General features: G+C 66.0%; 13 protein-coding genes and 1 pseudogene. 8 read left to right on the forward strand and 6 right to left on the reverse strand.

Going from position 1 to position 13,745, the window contains the following annotated elements; all coding sequences use genetic code 11:
* Positions 1 to 6 precede the first annotated feature (6 nt).
* Positions 7 to 456: a hypothetical protein gene (locus ABZW74_RS08925; protein WP_240855658.1), complete on the forward strand. Its 450-nt coding sequence runs from the start codon at positions 7 to 9 to the stop codon at positions 454 to 456.
* Between the two features lie 14 nt (positions 457 to 470).
* Here the strand turns inward: ABZW74_RS08925 and ABZW74_RS08930 are convergent, their stop codons facing one another.
* On the reverse strand, positions 471 to 947 hold the full coding sequence (locus tag ABZW74_RS08930; protein ID WP_355275682.1) for a hypothetical protein: 477 nt from the start codon (positions 945 to 947) through the stop codon (positions 471 to 473).
* Positions 944 to 1,471 carry a DUF402 domain-containing protein gene (locus ABZW74_RS08935; RefSeq protein ID WP_355275684.1) on the reverse strand — a complete coding sequence of 176 codons (528 nt, stop codon included), beginning with the start codon at positions 1,469 to 1,471 and terminating at the stop codon, positions 944 to 946. The genes ABZW74_RS08930 and ABZW74_RS08935 overlap by 4 nt, the downstream gene beginning before the upstream one ends.
* A 74-nt stretch (positions 1,472 to 1,545) precedes the next feature.
* On the opposite strand from ABZW74_RS08935, the gene uvrB reads away from it, so the two are divergent.
* On the forward strand, positions 1,546 to 3,696 hold the full coding sequence (gene uvrB / locus ABZW74_RS08940; RefSeq protein ID WP_240855653.1) for an excinuclease ABC subunit UvrB: 2,151 nt from the start codon (positions 1,546 to 1,548) through the stop codon (positions 3,694 to 3,696).
* A gap of 171 nt (positions 3,697 to 3,867) precedes the next feature.
* Positions 3,868 to 4,314 carry a universal stress protein gene (locus tag ABZW74_RS08945; protein ID WP_355275686.1) on the forward strand — a complete coding sequence of 149 codons (447 nt, stop codon included), beginning with the start codon at positions 3,868 to 3,870 and terminating at the stop codon, positions 4,312 to 4,314.
* A 12-nt stretch (positions 4,315 to 4,326) separates the two neighbouring features.
* On the opposite strand, the gene ABZW74_RS08950 is transcribed toward ABZW74_RS08945, so the two are convergent.
* Complete coding sequence (locus ABZW74_RS08950; RefSeq protein ID WP_355275688.1) at positions 4,327 to 5,232, reverse strand: hydroxymethylglutaryl-CoA lyase; 906 nt, start codon at positions 5,230 to 5,232, stop codon at positions 4,327 to 4,329.
* A 140-nt stretch (positions 5,233 to 5,372) separates the two neighbouring features.
* On the opposite strand from ABZW74_RS08950, the gene ABZW74_RS08955 reads away from it, so the two are divergent.
* The 5 genes from ABZW74_RS08955 (at position 5,373) to ABZW74_RS08975 (ending at position 9,846) form a co-directional block, all read left to right on the forward strand.
* Complete coding sequence (locus ABZW74_RS08955) at positions 5,373 to 6,059, forward strand: GntR family transcriptional regulator (protein WP_355275690.1); 687 nt, start codon at positions 5,373 to 5,375, stop codon at positions 6,057 to 6,059.
* A 36-nt stretch (positions 6,060 to 6,095) separates the two neighbouring features.
* On the forward strand, positions 6,096 to 7,334 hold the full coding sequence (locus tag ABZW74_RS08960; protein WP_355275692.1) for a CoA transferase: 1,239 nt from the start codon (positions 6,096 to 6,098) through the stop codon (positions 7,332 to 7,334).
* Positions 7,335 to 7,397: 63 nt separating this feature from the next.
* The gene (locus ABZW74_RS08965) at positions 7,398 to 8,132 is read left to right on the forward strand and encodes a hydantoinase/oxoprolinase N-terminal domain-containing protein (RefSeq protein WP_355275694.1); all 735 of its coding nucleotides are present in this window, start codon (positions 7,398 to 7,400) and stop codon (positions 8,130 to 8,132) included.
* A gap of 62 nt (positions 8,133 to 8,194) precedes the next feature.
* Positions 8,195 to 9,220, forward strand: coding sequence for a hydantoinase B/oxoprolinase family protein (locus tag ABZW74_RS08970; RefSeq protein ID WP_355275696.1), 1,026 nt, complete (start codon positions 8,195 to 8,197; stop codon positions 9,218 to 9,220).
* Positions 9,217 to 9,846 carry an isochorismatase family protein gene (locus ABZW74_RS08975; RefSeq protein WP_240855643.1) on the forward strand — a complete coding sequence of 210 codons (630 nt, stop codon included), beginning with the start codon at positions 9,217 to 9,219 and terminating at the stop codon, positions 9,844 to 9,846. The genes ABZW74_RS08970 and ABZW74_RS08975 overlap by 4 nt, the downstream gene beginning before the upstream one ends.
* A gap of 142 nt (positions 9,847 to 9,988) precedes the next feature.
* Here the strand turns inward: ABZW74_RS08975 and ABZW74_RS08980 are convergent, their stop codons facing one another.
* The 3 genes and pseudogenes from ABZW74_RS08980 to ABZW74_RS08990 all read right to left on the reverse strand — a co-directional run.
* The gene (locus ABZW74_RS08980; protein ID WP_355275699.1) at positions 9,989 to 12,343 is read right to left on the reverse strand and encodes a helicase; all 2,355 of its coding nucleotides are present in this window, start codon (positions 12,341 to 12,343) and stop codon (positions 9,989 to 9,991) included.
* On the reverse strand, positions 12,340 to 12,858 hold the full coding sequence (locus ABZW74_RS08985; protein ID WP_355275701.1) for a hypothetical protein: 519 nt from the start codon (positions 12,856 to 12,858) through the stop codon (positions 12,340 to 12,342). Before ABZW74_RS08985 ends, ABZW74_RS08980 begins: the two co-directional genes overlap by 4 nt.
* Positions 12,859 to 13,024: 166 nt before the next feature.
* Positions 13,025 to 13,745: pseudogene (locus tag ABZW74_RS08990) on the reverse strand (DoxX family protein); the annotation flags it as partial.

Consider the following 13,745-nt stretch of genomic DNA (forward strand, 5'->3'; position numbering starts at 1 on the left):
ATGTCGGTGAACAAGTTTCGTGTTGGTGCAGCGGTTGTCGGGGTTGGGCTGGCGATGTCGGCGGCAAGTGTGGCGGGCCTGGCGCCTGCCCCGGAGGCCGGGGCCGCGGTCGAGGGAGTCGCGATCGGAACGCATGCGGGCTACGGTTCGGTCGCCAGCCGCTACGGGGCGGGATGCACTTACAAGGTGGCGGCGATGGTCAGCGACTACTCGCCCAACGCGGAGCGGGTGACCATCACGAGCCGACGGCTCGGCGGTGGCCCGACGGTCACGCTGGTGAGCAAGAAGCCGACCCGGCCTGTGGTTGCCGCGTCGTGGATGCCATCGGCGCCCGGTGTCTACGTCATCAAGGCAACGCAGGGGAACTCGACGAGGTCGCTGACCGCACAGGCCGGCATCGGGGTGCAGTTCCCGCCGTTCTTCGGCCGAGGGCAGTGCGCGGTCCTGATTCCTTGACGTAACTATGGCGTTCACGCGAAATGCGCGGCGAGGCGTCGATGTCGGTGACGGAAGAGGTGGCCGACGAACCAGACGAGATATGGTGTCAGCGGACGCAGAAGTAGCCGTGGCCGGAACTCGAGCACGTCGCTGACCTCGGTGCGGCTGTCATCGAGGGCCGTCAACCGGCGAGTGTGGGTCCATGTCTTCATCGTCACCATCGACGACTCTTCGCGGAACCCGACGCCCGGGGTCAGCTCGACGATCCTCAGATCGTCGTAGTCGAGCGGGAGGACGCCGCCGTAGAGTAGCCACACCTTGCCGACAGGTTCACCGATCTCGATGTCGGCGATGGTCTTTCCGCGGTGCCGTCGAGGCAACACCATCTTCATGTATGGCATCAGTTCGGCGTTGATCCCGTCCATGCTCGCGACGCGTTCCCACGCGGTCTCGGACGGTACGTTCAGGACCGAGGTCTGGCCGACACGGCTCAGTGCGGTTTCAGTCATGGCCGGTCCAGCCACGTCAGACGGTCGCCGACGGACTCGTCGAGCCACAGTTGCACGTCATGTGCGTTCTCGGCGGCGCCCACCAGGGTTCGGGCCGCGATGGCGACGGCGTGGTCGCAGTCGGCGAGTTCGAGCAGGCCGGCGGCGTGTGCTTCGAACAGCTCGTCGACGTCGAGCAACTGCAGTGGAGTTCCCGGAACGTCGACGAGGTCGAGGTACCAGTCGGCGGCGTGCCAGCGCCCGTCCGCGTCGGGCCCCGAGAACTGCCCGACGTCCAGGTACAGGCGCTGGCCGTCGCGGTACCCGTCCCGGAAGTGGAAAATGTTGGCGCGCAGGCCAAGTGTGGGGAGTAACCAGGTCTCGAGATGCTCGAACCGGGGATGGTCGGCGGTCCGCGACATGTACAGCCCGAAGCCGGTGATCCGATAGTCCAGCACAGGCCGGACGAATCCCTTGTTGTCGGTGTTGGTCATCGCGGGCACGTCGAACACCTCACGCTTGGGCGGGTGCGGGGACTCGGCCATGTCGTCAGCCTAATGGCGCCTCGGCGCACCTGCGCCGGAACATTCCTGTCATAGGCCGCGTTTACCCTGGCACTATGGCTTTTGCTGCTGAACACCCTGTTCTTGCCCACTCCGAGTTCCGCCCGGTCGGCGAGGTCGTGCGCGCCGGTGGAGACTTCGAGGTGGTCAGCGAGTACGAACCAGCCGGCGACCAGCCAGAGGCGATCGATGATCTCGAGAAGCGGATCGCCGCGGGTGAGAAGGACATCGTGCTGCTCGGCGCCACCGGCACAGGCAAGTCCGCGACCACCGCCTGGCTCATCGAGCGCGTCCAACGACCGACGCTGGTGATGGCGCCGAACAAGACGCTCGCCGCTCAGCTCGCCAACGAGCTGCGCGAGATGCTGCCCAACAATGCGGTCGAGTACTTCGTCTCGTACTACGACTACTACCAACCCGAGGCGTACATCGCCCAGACCGACACCTACATCGAGAAGGACTCGTCGATCAACGACGACGTCGAGCGGCTGCGGCACTCTGCGACGTCGAGTCTGCTGTCGCGGCGTGACGTGGTGGTTGTGGCGTCGGTGTCGTGCATCTACGGCCTCGGCACCCCGCAGTCCTACTTGGACCGCTCCGTGGAGGTCGAGGTCGGGCAGGAGATCGACCGTGACGCACTGCTGCGCCTCCTCGTAGACGTGCAGTACACCCGCAACGACCAGTCGTTCACTCGCGGTGGCTTCCGGGTTCGGGGCGATACGGTCGAGATCATCCCGTCCTACGAGGAGCTCGCGGTGCGCATCGAGTTCTTCGGCGACGAGGTGGAGGCGCTGTACTACCTTCACCCGCTGACCGGAGATGTTGTTCGACAAGTCGATTCGCTCCGAATCTTCCCGGCGACACACTACGTGGCCGGTCCGGAGCGGATGGAACGCGCGATGAAGGGTATCGAGGAGGAACTCGAGCAACGGCTGGCCGACCTGGAGGGCAAGGGCAAGCTGCTGGAGGCCCAACGACTCCGGATGCGCACCACTTACGACCTGGAGATGATGCGGCAGGTCGGATTCTGTTCGGGTATCGAGAACTATTCGCGCCACATCGACGGCCGCGCGGCGGGCAGTGCCCCGGCGACCCTCATCGACTATTTCCCTGACGACTTCCTGCTCGTCATCGACGAGTCCCACGTCACCGTTCCGCAGATCGGCGGCATGTACGAGGGCGACATGTCCCGCAAACGCAACCTGGTGGAGTACGGATTCCGATTGCCGTCGGCGGTGGACAATCGTCCGCTGACCTGGGACGAGTTCGTCGACCGGATCGGGCAGACCGTCTACCTCTCGGCAACCCCCGGTCCCTACGAATTGGGACAGGCGAACGGTGAGTTCGTCGAGCAGGTGATCCGGCCGACCGGACTCGTCGACCCGGAGGTCGTGGTCAAACCGACCAAGGGGCAGATCGATGATCTCGTGCACGAGATCCGGGAGCGGACCGAGCGCGACGAGCGGGTCCTGGTCACGACGCTGACAAAGAAAATGGCCGAGGATCTCACCGACTACCTGCTGGAACTCGGCATCCGGGTGCGATACCTGCATTCCGAGGTCGACACCCTGCGACGCGTGGAGTTGCTGAGGCAGCTGCGATCCGGCGACTACGACGTGCTGGTCGGCATCAATCTGCTCCGCGAGGGACTCGACCTGCCCGAGGTATCGCTGGTCGCGATCCTCGATGCCGACAAGGAAGGATTTCTGCGCAGCACCACCTCGCTGATCCAGACGATCGGACGCGCGGCGCGCAACGTCTCGGGCGAGGTGCACATGTATGCCGACAAGATCACCGACTCGATGCGCAACGCGATCGACGAGACCGAACGGCGGCGCGAGAAGCAGGTCGCGTACAACACCGAACACGGAATCGACCCGAAGCCGTTGCGCAAGAAGATCGCCGACATCCTCGACCAGGTGTATCGCGAGGCCGACGACGTTGCGGTGGGCGGTTCCGGGCGCAACGCCAGCCGGGGCCGGCGCGCGCAGGGCGAGGTGTCCAAGGCCGGCAGCGCGGGCGTGCTGGAGAAGCGGGACGTGTCGTCGATGCCGCGGGCCGAACTCGCCGATCTGGTGTCGCAGCTCACCGATCAGATGATGAACGCGGCCCGCGACCTGCAGTTCGAGCTGGCCGGCCGCCTGCGTGACGAGATCGCCGACCTCAAGAAGGAGCTCCGCGGAATGGACGCCGCAGGAATCAAGTAGCCGAGAGTCGGGGGCAAGCCACCGCGGCGGCTATTTGTGCGGATCACCACGAACCGGGGACAAACACGGCGCGGGCAAACTACCCTGCCGGATCAGGGGCCCTACAGTATGGGGATGGCATGAGCCCCGCTGGAGGGCAGCGGGGTGGGAATCTCTTCTGAGAGGTTGGCAATGAGCGCATACCAGACCGTCGTCGTTGGAACGGACGGTTCCGAATCGTCGATGAAAGCAGTAGAACGTGCAGGCGCCATCGCCGGTGAGGCGGCGCAGCTTGTGATCGCATGCGCATATTTCCCCAATGATCGCAGCGCCGGTGGGGCGGCCGACGTGCTCAAGGACGAGGCGTACCAGGTGACCGGGTCGGCACCCACCGAAGAGATCCTGCGGACCGCCAAGGAACGGGCCTCCGGTGCCGGTGCGGGGAACATCGTTGCGCGCCCGATCAAGGGCGCGCCCGTGGATGCTCTGCTGCAGCTGGTGACCGATGTGAAGGCGGACCTTCTCGTCGTCGGAAACCGCGGGTTAAATTCCATCGCCGGTCGTCTGTTGGGCTCGGTGCCCGCCGATGTGGCACGCAAGTCGGCTTGCGACGTCCTCATCGTGCACACCACGAACTGACCTATTTGCACGTCACGGTCGCGTCGGAAATCCTCCGGCGCGACCGAGTAGCGCCGGGACCGCCTTGTCCAACGTCTTGCCGAGCCATTCGGCTGCCGTGACGAGTCCCGTCATGTCGACGCCCGTGGACACATCCGTCCGATCGAGGGCGTACAGCAGATCCTCGGACGCGATGTTGCCCGTGGCCGCGGGAGCGAACGGACAGCCGCCGAAGCCGCCGATGCTGGCGTCAAGGGCCGTTGCACCTGTTTCCAATGCGGTGAGGGCGTTGGCGTAGCCGGTATTTCGTGTGTTGTGGAAGTGCCACCGCTGTGGAATCCCAGGAGCCCGTTCGGCGGTGATCCTGGCAAGTGCGCGAACCTGTGCGGGCACGCCCACTCCGATCGTGTCCGCCAGCGCGATCTCGTCGGGGGCGCCGGCGTCCACCAGTTCGGACACGATTTGTCCGATCCACGTGGGATCGACCTCCCCGGAGAACGGGCATCCGAACGCGGTCGCGATGGTCACGGTGGTGGCCAGACCCGCGGCGCGCGCATCGCGCACCACATCGGCTGCCGCTGAAATACCTTCGGCGACGCTGCATCCCTGATTTCGCCTGCTGAACTCCTCGGTGGACACCACAACCGCGTTGACCTCGTCGACCCCGGCCTCGACCGCGCGGTCCAGACCGCGACGATTGAGAACAAGTCCGATATAGGAAACGTCGGCCCGGTCTCGGGGCACGGCAGCCATCACATCTTCGGCGCCGGCCATCTGCGGTACACGCTTGGGATTGACGAAGCTGACGGCCTCGATGCGGCGTACGCCGGCCTCGACCGCGCGGTTGATCAACTCGACCTTCTCGTCGACCGTGAGCAGTTTCTGTTCGTTCTGCAGTCCGTCACGCGGACCGACCTCGACGAGCTGTACCGATGCCATGCCTCATCCTCGCACTATCCGAGATTGTATGCAATAAACCGATGGTTGATCGAAATTTAACGCGATTCGGCGGACATATCGGTCATGGCCCGCTAGATTGTGAACAATCAATGGTGAGGGAGTGGGGCGAATGGAGTCCGATGACAAGGGCAGTTGACCGCGTGTACGGCCACATCCGGGACGCCATCGTCGACGGCACGTATGCGCCGGGCTCGCGGTTGGGCGAGGTGGAGATCGCCGAATTGACCAGCACGAGCCGCACCCCCGTCCGGGAGGCGCTTCGTCAGCTCGAGATGGAAGGGCTGGTCGAGGTGCTGCCGCACCGGGGCGCCCGGGTGTGCACGTGGACCGCGGCCGACCTCGAGGAGATCTACGAACTGCGGATGTCGCTCGAGGCGTTGGCCGCCGCGCGGGCGGCGCGGCGCATCGGCCCCGATGAACTCGATCGCCTGGATGCCTTGTGCTCGCGGATGGAAGCGGCGACCCTCCCCGAGGCCGATCTGGATCTGCTCGCACAACTCAACGACGAATTCCATGCCGTCGTCCGGTCCGCCGCTGCGAGCCCGCGGCTGGTGTCGATGCTGGCTTCGGTCATCTCCCTCCCGCTCGTGATGCGTACCTTCCACCGCTACGCCCCGGCCGATCTCACGCGCAGTCACGCCCACCATCGTGATCTCGTGGCGGCACTTCGGGCCCGCGACGACGTTTGGGCCGACGCGGTCATGCGCGCGCATGTGCGCGCGGCCGAGAACGTCCTATTGCAAGCGCACGCCGCCGACCAGGCGGCAGCCGACCACGCCGATGCCCGATCGGACACCGCTGTCTGATCTGCGTTGGTGGACAACAGGAATGAGGAATGCCAGATGAACGCTGCTGCTGCGACCGCAGTCGATGCGACGGCCGGATCGACGTCGGGTCCGCTGTCGGATCTGCGGGTGGTCGAGATGGGTCAGCTACTTGCCGGCCCGTTCTGTGGTCAGCTGCTCGGCGACTTCGGTGCCGAGGTGATCAAGCTCGAACCGCCGGGTTCGGGGGACCCGATGCGTCAGTGGGGACGGGAGAAGCCGCACGGAAGGTCGCTGTGGTGGCCGGTCGTGGCGCGCAACAAGAAGTCGGTCACCTGCAATCTGCGTGACCCCGAGGGGCAGCAGTTGGCCCGCCGCATCATCGCCGAGGCCGACATCGTTGTCGAGAACTTCCGGCCGGGCACGCTCGAGCGTTGGGGCCTCGGCTTCGATGAACTCCGCAAGGACAACCCCGGCCTGATCATGGCGCGCGTCAGTGGCTACGGACAGTCGGGCCCCTACTCGTCGCGTGCCGGCTTCGGGTCGATCGGTGAGGCGATGGGCGGAATCCGTTATGTGACAGGCGATGCCGGCATGCCGCCATCGCGCAGCGGGATCTCGATCGGCGACTCACTCGCGGCGGTCTTCGCCACCGTCGGCGTGCTGGCCGCCATCCATCAGCGCGAGCGGTCCGGGCGTGGACAACTCGTGGATTCGGCGATCTACGAGGCGGTCCTGGGCATGATGGAGTCGCTCTTGCCGGAATGGGAGATCGGCGGCTACCAGCGTGAACGGACCGGATCCGTACTGCCGAACATCGCGCCGAGCAACGTGTACCCGACGAAGGGTGACGAGATGATCCTGGTCGCCGCGAATCAGGACACGGTCTTCGCGCGACTTGCGACAGCGATGGGACGCGACGATCTGATCACCAATCCGCGCTACCGCGATCATGCGTCGCGCGGTGAGAACATGGTCGAACTCGACGACGTGATCGCCGACTGGACCCGCGATCACGGAACCGAGGAACTCCTGGCGATCCTGCACGAGGCAGGTGTGCCGGCCGGCCGCATCTACACGGCACGGGACATGTTCGCCGATCCGCATTTTGCGGCACGGGACGCGATTGTGCGGTTGGCGCACCCCGATTTTGGGGAGATCCCCATGCACGGCGTTTTCCCGAAACTGAGCGAGACACCCGGATCGGTTCGGCATGCCGGACCCCAACTGGGTGAGCACAACGCAGACATCTATCACGACCTACTCGGCGTCGACGATCAGGCGCTCGCCGACCTCACCGAACGCGGCATCATCTAACCCCCAATATGCTTGCCGCACAGCATCTGTCACACACAACCCCCCAACAGCTTGGAGATCACCATGAGCTACCGACTCGGCGTCGACGTCGGCGGTACCTTCACCGACGTCTTGCTTCTCGAGGAGACCACCGGGACCACCTATCGCGCAAAAACCCCGTCGACACCGGCGGACCAATCGGTCGGAGTACTCAACGGAGTGACCAAGGTGTGCGAGGAGGCGGGGATCGAGCTCGCTGCGGTGGGCCAGGTCCTGCACGGGACCACCGTGGCCACCAACGCCATCCTGCAGGGTCGTGGCGCGCGCGTCGGATTGGTGACCACCGACGGCTTCCGGCAGGTGCTGCAGATCGCGAGATCCTTTGTGCCAGGGGGTCTCGCAGGTTGGATCATCTGGCCCAAGCCCGAGCCGTTGGCGAAGCTCGAGCACACCATCGAGGTTGTCGGTCGGATTGCGGCCGACGGCAGCGAGGTGACGCCGCTCGACGAAGAGCAGGCACGGTCGGCCCTCCGTGGTCTCGCCGAAGCCGACATCGAGGCCGTGACCATCTCACTGATCAACTCGTACGCCAACGACGCGCACGAGCGTCAGGTCGCGGCCTGGGCCGCCGAGGAACTGCCGGGAATTCCGGTGTCGATCTCCAGCCACGTCCTGCCGGAGATGCGGGAGTACGAGCGCACCTTGACGACGGTGGCCAACAGCTATGTGCAACCCGAGGTTTCGAGACCATCGAGTTCAGCGACTTCATCTGCGACGACGGATGTGGTTACGGCCCATACGAACTCACCATCAAGCTGACCCGCAACGGGGAGAAGATCCATCTCGATTTCTCGGAGGCAGCGCCGTAGGCGGTGGGGCCGGTGAACTACTTCATCAACGAGAACCTGGTCCGGATGTTCTTCGGGATCTACGTGATCACGGTCGCCGATCCGCAGATCCTCTGGAACGACGGCTTCTATCCGCTGATCGACGTGACGATACCGGAGGACTCGTTCTGGAAACCGCGGTTCCCGGCCGCGCTCAACGGTCGCAACCATGGCATCGGTCGTGTCTTCGACCTCTTCGGCGGATTGCTCGGCAAGAACAACCCGGAGATCCTCAACGCGGCCGGCTTTTCATCCTCGCCGCACTTCATGTACTCCGGTCACTACGACGGCGGGCCACGCGACGGCGAGTGGTTCCAGTTGTACTCCATCGGATTTGGTGGGATTCCGGGCCGTCCGATGGGCGACGGGCCGGACGGGCACTCGTTGTGGCCGTCCTTCGTCAACATCCCGTGTGAGTACTTGGAGTCGTACTACCCACTGCGAGTTGAGCGTTGGGAGACCATCAGCGACACCGGCGGCGCGGGTCTGCATCGTGGCGGCAACGGTGTCGACGTGGCGTATCACTTCGAGGAACCCGGCACCATCGCCATCCACGACGACCGCTGGCTCACCTACCCGTGGGGTGTCAACGGTGGCAAACCCGGTGCGCGCGGGCGGAAGTGGATTCAGCGGGCCTCCGGTGAGGTCGAGGTCCTGCCGAGCAAGATCCACGACGTCCCGGTCGGTCGGGGCGACGTCCTGCACTTCGTCACCTGGGGCGGCGGCGGCTGGGGCGACCCGCTCGAGCGTGACGCCGAACTCGTCGCGCTGGAGGTCAGCCGGAAACTGGTGAGCGCGGCCGGGGCGCGCGCGGGATACGGGGTCGTGTGCAGTGACGACGGTGTTTTCGACGCGGTGGCCACGACCGCGCTGCGTGACGAGATCCGCTCGGGCCGAGGGGAACTGGCGGTCTTCGACAAGGGTCCGGAGATCGCGGAGATCTTGGCCAACTGCGAGGCCGAGACCGGTTTGCAGCCACCCCGCCCACCCGTGAACGTCCGCAAAGCCGTCGGGGCGTGAACGACATCCTCGCGTCGTACCGGGAGTCGGGATTCGCGGGCGATCTCGGCCCCGGGCGCAGCGCTGCGGTTCTCGTCATCGACGTCGCACGTGCGTACCTCGACGACTCATCGCCGCTTCGGGCTCCGGCCGAGGATGCGATCGCGGCGTGTGCGGAGCTGGTGGCGACGGCCCGGGCGTGCGCGGTGCCGGTGGTGTTCACCCGGGTCGTCTATCAGCGTGGCGGTGCCGACGGCGGATTGTTCATGCGAAAGATTCCGTCGCTCAAGGTTTTCGAGGAGGGGTCGCCGCTGGCCGACTTCGTCGACGATCCGCGGCCCGAATCCGGTGAGATTGTCGTCACCAAGCAGTATGCGAGTGCGTTCTTCGGAACATCGTTGGCCGCGTCGCTGACTGCGTCGGGTATCGACACGCTCTACATTTGCGGGCTGAGCACCAGCGGGTGCGTGCGGGCCAGTGCCACCGACGCGATGCAGCACGGGTTCCGCCCGCTTGTCGTCGCCGATGCGTGTGGTGACCGGGAACCGGCCATCCATCAGGCGAATCTCCTTGACCTACGGGCGAAGTACGCAGACGTCGTCGAACTCGAGGAGGCGTTGGCCCAGTTGCGGGCGGTTGATGCGTAGCGAGACCCGGGCATGCACCCCGCTGCCTGAGGTGTGAGGAGCGCAAGCGACGAGCCTCGAAGGCCTGGTGACGAAACCTCGCCAGGCCCTTCGAGGCTCGTCGCCAGGGCTCCTCGCACCTCAGGGAGCGGTGGGGACGTAGTCAGCGGTTGCTCGGGGTTGTCGTGTCCGCGACCGGCAGCTCGGCGAGTTCGTCGGGGAGCGGTTCGGTGTGTACGACGATCAATCGCTGGGTGGCGCGGGTCAGGGCGACGTAGAGGTCGCTGTATCCGTACCGGACGTCGTTCCCGGATTCGGCGATGATCGCGGCTGGTTCGACGACGATGGTGGTGTCGAACTCGAGTCCCTTGGCGGTGCGGACCGTGAACACGCGCGGCGGGTCGTCGAGACCGGCGTCGGCGAGGGCCGACGAGACCGTGGCTTCCAGGGATTCGGGTACGAGAACGGCGGTGAGCCCGCTGTACTGTTCCTTCGACACTTCGACGACGGCCGCCCCGATGTCGTCGGTTGGCACAGCGACGGGTGCAATTCCGTTGCTGCGCAGCGATGTAGGCGCAGTTTCCGAACCGCCGATGCGATCGAGCACGCGAATGGCGTAGCGCATGATCTCGTCGGGGGTGCGGTAGTTGACCGTCAGCTCGCGGAGCTGCCAGCGATTGGCAACATACGGTTGGAGGACCTCCCGCCAGGATCGGGTGCCCGCTTCGTCGCTGGTCTGCGCGGTGTCACCGATGATCGTCATCCAGCGATTCGGTATGCGGCGCATGATCATTCGCCACGCCATCGCCGACAGCTCCTGCGCTTCGTCGATGATGACGTGCCCGAAGGTCCAGGTGCGATCCTCGTAGGCGCGTTCAGCCGTGGTGGCGCGTCGTATCTCGGTCTGTCGGGCCGCCAGCTGTTCGGCGTCGATCAGGTCGTAGGCCATCAGGATCTCGGGGTCGAGTTCGTCTTCGATGTCCTGTGGGGCGGAGCCGGTCAGAATGTCCAGGGCGTCCTGCGCCTCGGCCAGTTGTCGACGCCAGCGTTGGCGTTCGGCGCGTTCTGCGTCGTCGGTTCCGTAGCCGACCAGTTCGGCGAGCTCATCGAGGAGCGGGACGTCGGCCGGGGAGAAGTCGGCGCCGTCGGACGACTGTGTGCCGACTGGCCGCTCCAGTGCTGAGCGGTCCTCGGCCGACCAGCCGGGGGTCGCCTTGCGGATGGCTGCCGGGTCGGTGAGGAACTCGCGCAGTAGATCCTGCGGCGTCAAGGCCGGCCAGAATCGTGCAAGCTCGGCGCGGATGTCCGGGTCACGGCTCATATCGTCGCGGATGTCGGCAATGTCGGTGGAGCTCAGCAGTTGTGAGCCGTCGAGCAGGCTGGAACCGATGGTGTTGGCATGTCGGACGGCGAGTTCGTCGAATGCCGCGCGGAGGAACGCACGCTGCGCGAGGTTGTGCGGACGACGGGTGCTGCGCGCCTTGCCGCGTGCGCTCTTGATCAGAGCCGAGTCGATTTGCACTTGATAGCCGTCGAAATCGACATCGATGGGTCGGCCGGGCAGCGATTGCTGGGCGCGGACCGCGCGTTTGAGCACGTCCACCATGCTCAGATTTCCCTTGACCACAGCGGCTTCTCGAGTGTCGGTGGCTGCGGCATGAACGCCGGGGAAGAGGTTCCCGACGGTCGAGAGCAACACTCCCGATTCACCCAGCGACGGAAGGACCTGCCCGATATAGGTGAGGAAGTCGTCGTTGGGTCCGACGATCAGGATTCCGCTGCGCGCCAACAGTTCTCGGTGCGTGTACAGCAGGTACGCCGCGCGATGCAGCGCCACTGCAGTCTTGCCCGTGCCCGGTCCGCCCTGGATGACGGTGACGCCACGGTGCGTGGACCGGATGATGAGGTCCTGTTCGCGCTGGATCGTCTCGACGATGTCGGTCATCTCGCCGGTGCGGGCCACGTTGAGCGCTGCGACCAGCGCCGACTCGTTGACCACGTCACCGTTGCCCACATCGTCGAAGTTCGCCTGGTCGCCGGTGAGGTGTTCGTCGCTGACGCCGCGTACCTTTCGGCTCCGGGTACGGACATGCCTGCGGCGCGCGACGTCCTCCGGAGCGGCAGGCGTGGCGAGATAGAAGGGTCGCGAGAGCGGCGCGCGCCAGTCGAGCAGCAGAGTGGAGTCGGCTGCCTCCTCGTCGCGGTCGCCATTGTCGCGGACGCCGTCGTCGAGGACCCCGATACGTCCGATGCGCCTAATCTCGCCATCGTCGAGATCGAGCCGACCGAAGTACAGATTATGTTCGGCCGCATCGAATTTGGCGAGATCCTCGGTGTACATGCGTTCGTAGGACTCGCGTTCGGACCGGGCTTGCGGCGTCCCGCCGGATTCGCTCAGCGTGGTCGACAGGCGATTGCGCGTGGTGGTCCGCATGCGGTCCAATCGGCCGTAGACGCGGTCGAGGTGTTCTTGTTCCTCGTCGAGTCGGGGGTCGGCGTCCGGGGGCACGGCCGTCATGCTTCACCTCCGTGCGGGACAGCGGCGGTCGTTGGCCAGGCGGGGAAAGCCAGTCCGTGGGTCCGAATGTCGTCGGCGACGCGGGCGGCGATCGTGGGCTCGGCGAGCCGACGGCAGACCTGCTCCGCGCGGCCCCGCAGCACGGGACTGTGCAGACGTCCGTGAAGCCAGTCGAAGACGTCCTGCTGTGTGCCGAAAGACAGAGGTCGGCCGGCCGGATCGCCGAGCGCGCCATGCCGGGACACGTAGAGCGCGAAGGACTCAGCGACGGGTGGGTTCAAAGGGTGGTCGTGCGTGGTCACTGTCAATCGATCGTAGTTGGGTTCGGTCTCGTCCAGGGTGGCCAGTTCGTCGGCGTGCAGCCAAGCGGCCATCGTGGTCAGCGACGCGCCGGGCGATGTGATCGGGGTGGCCGGAACGTAGCCGCGCCTCGACACATGTGCCGAATGGCCGACCGCGAGGTTACCCACCTCGAGAGCGAATAGCTCGACGCTGTGTCCTAGTTTGACCCTCATCACACTCGACGATGCGTTGGAGCCGACGGCGACCACGAGTACTCCGCCGACGCGAGACGGTCGGTGCAGCGGGGTAGCGACAGCGGACGCGGGCACCCACGGGTATTGGTGGGGTGGGTGCACCGCGTCCGGGTTGTTTGGTGGCGTCGTCAGGTGTGCGCTGCCTTCAGCTGCGGGCCTTGCGCCAGCGGCGGCGGCCCTCGTCGGCGGTGTGGCTTGCGGTGTCGCCCGCCGCCTCGGCAAATGCCCGTGCCGACTCGGCGAGCTCGGTCGAGAGCTCGCGTGCGGCGTCGGCGAGGTCCGCGCTACGCGCCTTGGCAGTCTCGGCGAGTTGCGGCGCCTTGTCGCGGGCGGTCTCGGCCAGGTCGGCACTGCGCGACTTGACGGTCTCGGCGATCTGCGGGGCCTTGTCGCGTGCGGTGTCGGCGAGTTCGGCCGACCGGCCCTTGGCCACCTCGGCCAGTTCCGCGGAACGCCCACGTGCTGCGTCGGCGATCTCGGGGACGCGCTTGCGGGCGAAGCGTGCGAACCCGGTCGACTTCTCGCGTGCGGCGTCGGCGACCTCGGGTGCCCGGTCACGGATCAGCTCGGCCACCTCAGCTGCGGCTCCCGATGCCTTCTCGGCGAACTCTGCGGACCGTTCGCGCGCGGTCTCGGCGAGTTCGGGTGCGTGTTCGCGGAACTTCGCCGCGGCCTCCGCTGACCGCTCCGACAGCAGATGCGCCCCTTCTTTGAGGTATTCGCCCGCTTCCGACGAACGCTCACCGAGAACCTCAGCACCGTCCTGCGTGCGTTCGCGCAACGACTCCCAGGTGGTGGCGCCTGCCGCGGCGCCGATGGGCAGCGCCGCGGTGATCGCGTCACCTGCGGCACTGGCCTTGCGCTTG

This window comes from Gordonia sp. NPDC003585 (assembly GCF_040610755.1).
In the GTDB taxonomy this organism is placed as follows: Bacteria; Actinomycetota; Actinomycetes; order Mycobacteriales; family Mycobacteriaceae; genus Gordonia.

Coding starts and splice junctions, on each gene's coding strand:
- ABZW74_RS08965 (WP_355275694.1), top strand. CDS start 7,398: ATGAGCTACCGACTCGGCGTCGACGTCGGCGGTACCTTCACCGACGTC.
- uvrB (WP_240855653.1), top strand. CDS start 1,546: ATGGCTTTTGCTGCTGAACACCCTGTTCTTGCCCACTCCGAGTTCCGC.
- ABZW74_RS08935 (WP_355275684.1), bottom strand. CDS start 1,471: ATGGCCGAGTCCCCGCACCCGCCCAAGCGTGAGGTGTTCGACGTGCCC.
- ABZW74_RS08955 (WP_355275690.1), top strand. CDS start 5,373: ATGACAAGGGCAGTTGACCGCGTGTACGGCCACATCCGGGACGCCATC.
- ABZW74_RS08950 (WP_355275688.1), bottom strand. CDS start 5,232: ATGGCATCGGTACAGCTCGTCGAGGTCGGTCCGCGTGACGGACTGCAG.
- ABZW74_RS08960 (WP_355275692.1), top strand. CDS start 6,096: ATGAACGCTGCTGCTGCGACCGCAGTCGATGCGACGGCCGGATCGACG.
- ABZW74_RS08985 (WP_355275701.1), bottom strand. CDS start 12,858: ATGAGGGTCAAACTAGGACACAGCGTCGAGCTATTCGCTCTCGAGGTG.
- ABZW74_RS08980 (WP_355275699.1), bottom strand. CDS start 12,343: ATGACGGCCGTGCCCCCGGACGCCGACCCCCGACTCGACGAGGAACAA.
- ABZW74_RS08945 (WP_355275686.1), top strand. CDS start 3,868: ATGAGCGCATACCAGACCGTCGTCGTTGGAACGGACGGTTCCGAATCG.
- ABZW74_RS08930 (WP_355275682.1), bottom strand. CDS start 947: ATGACTGAAACCGCACTGAGCCGTGTCGGCCAGACCTCGGTCCTGAAC.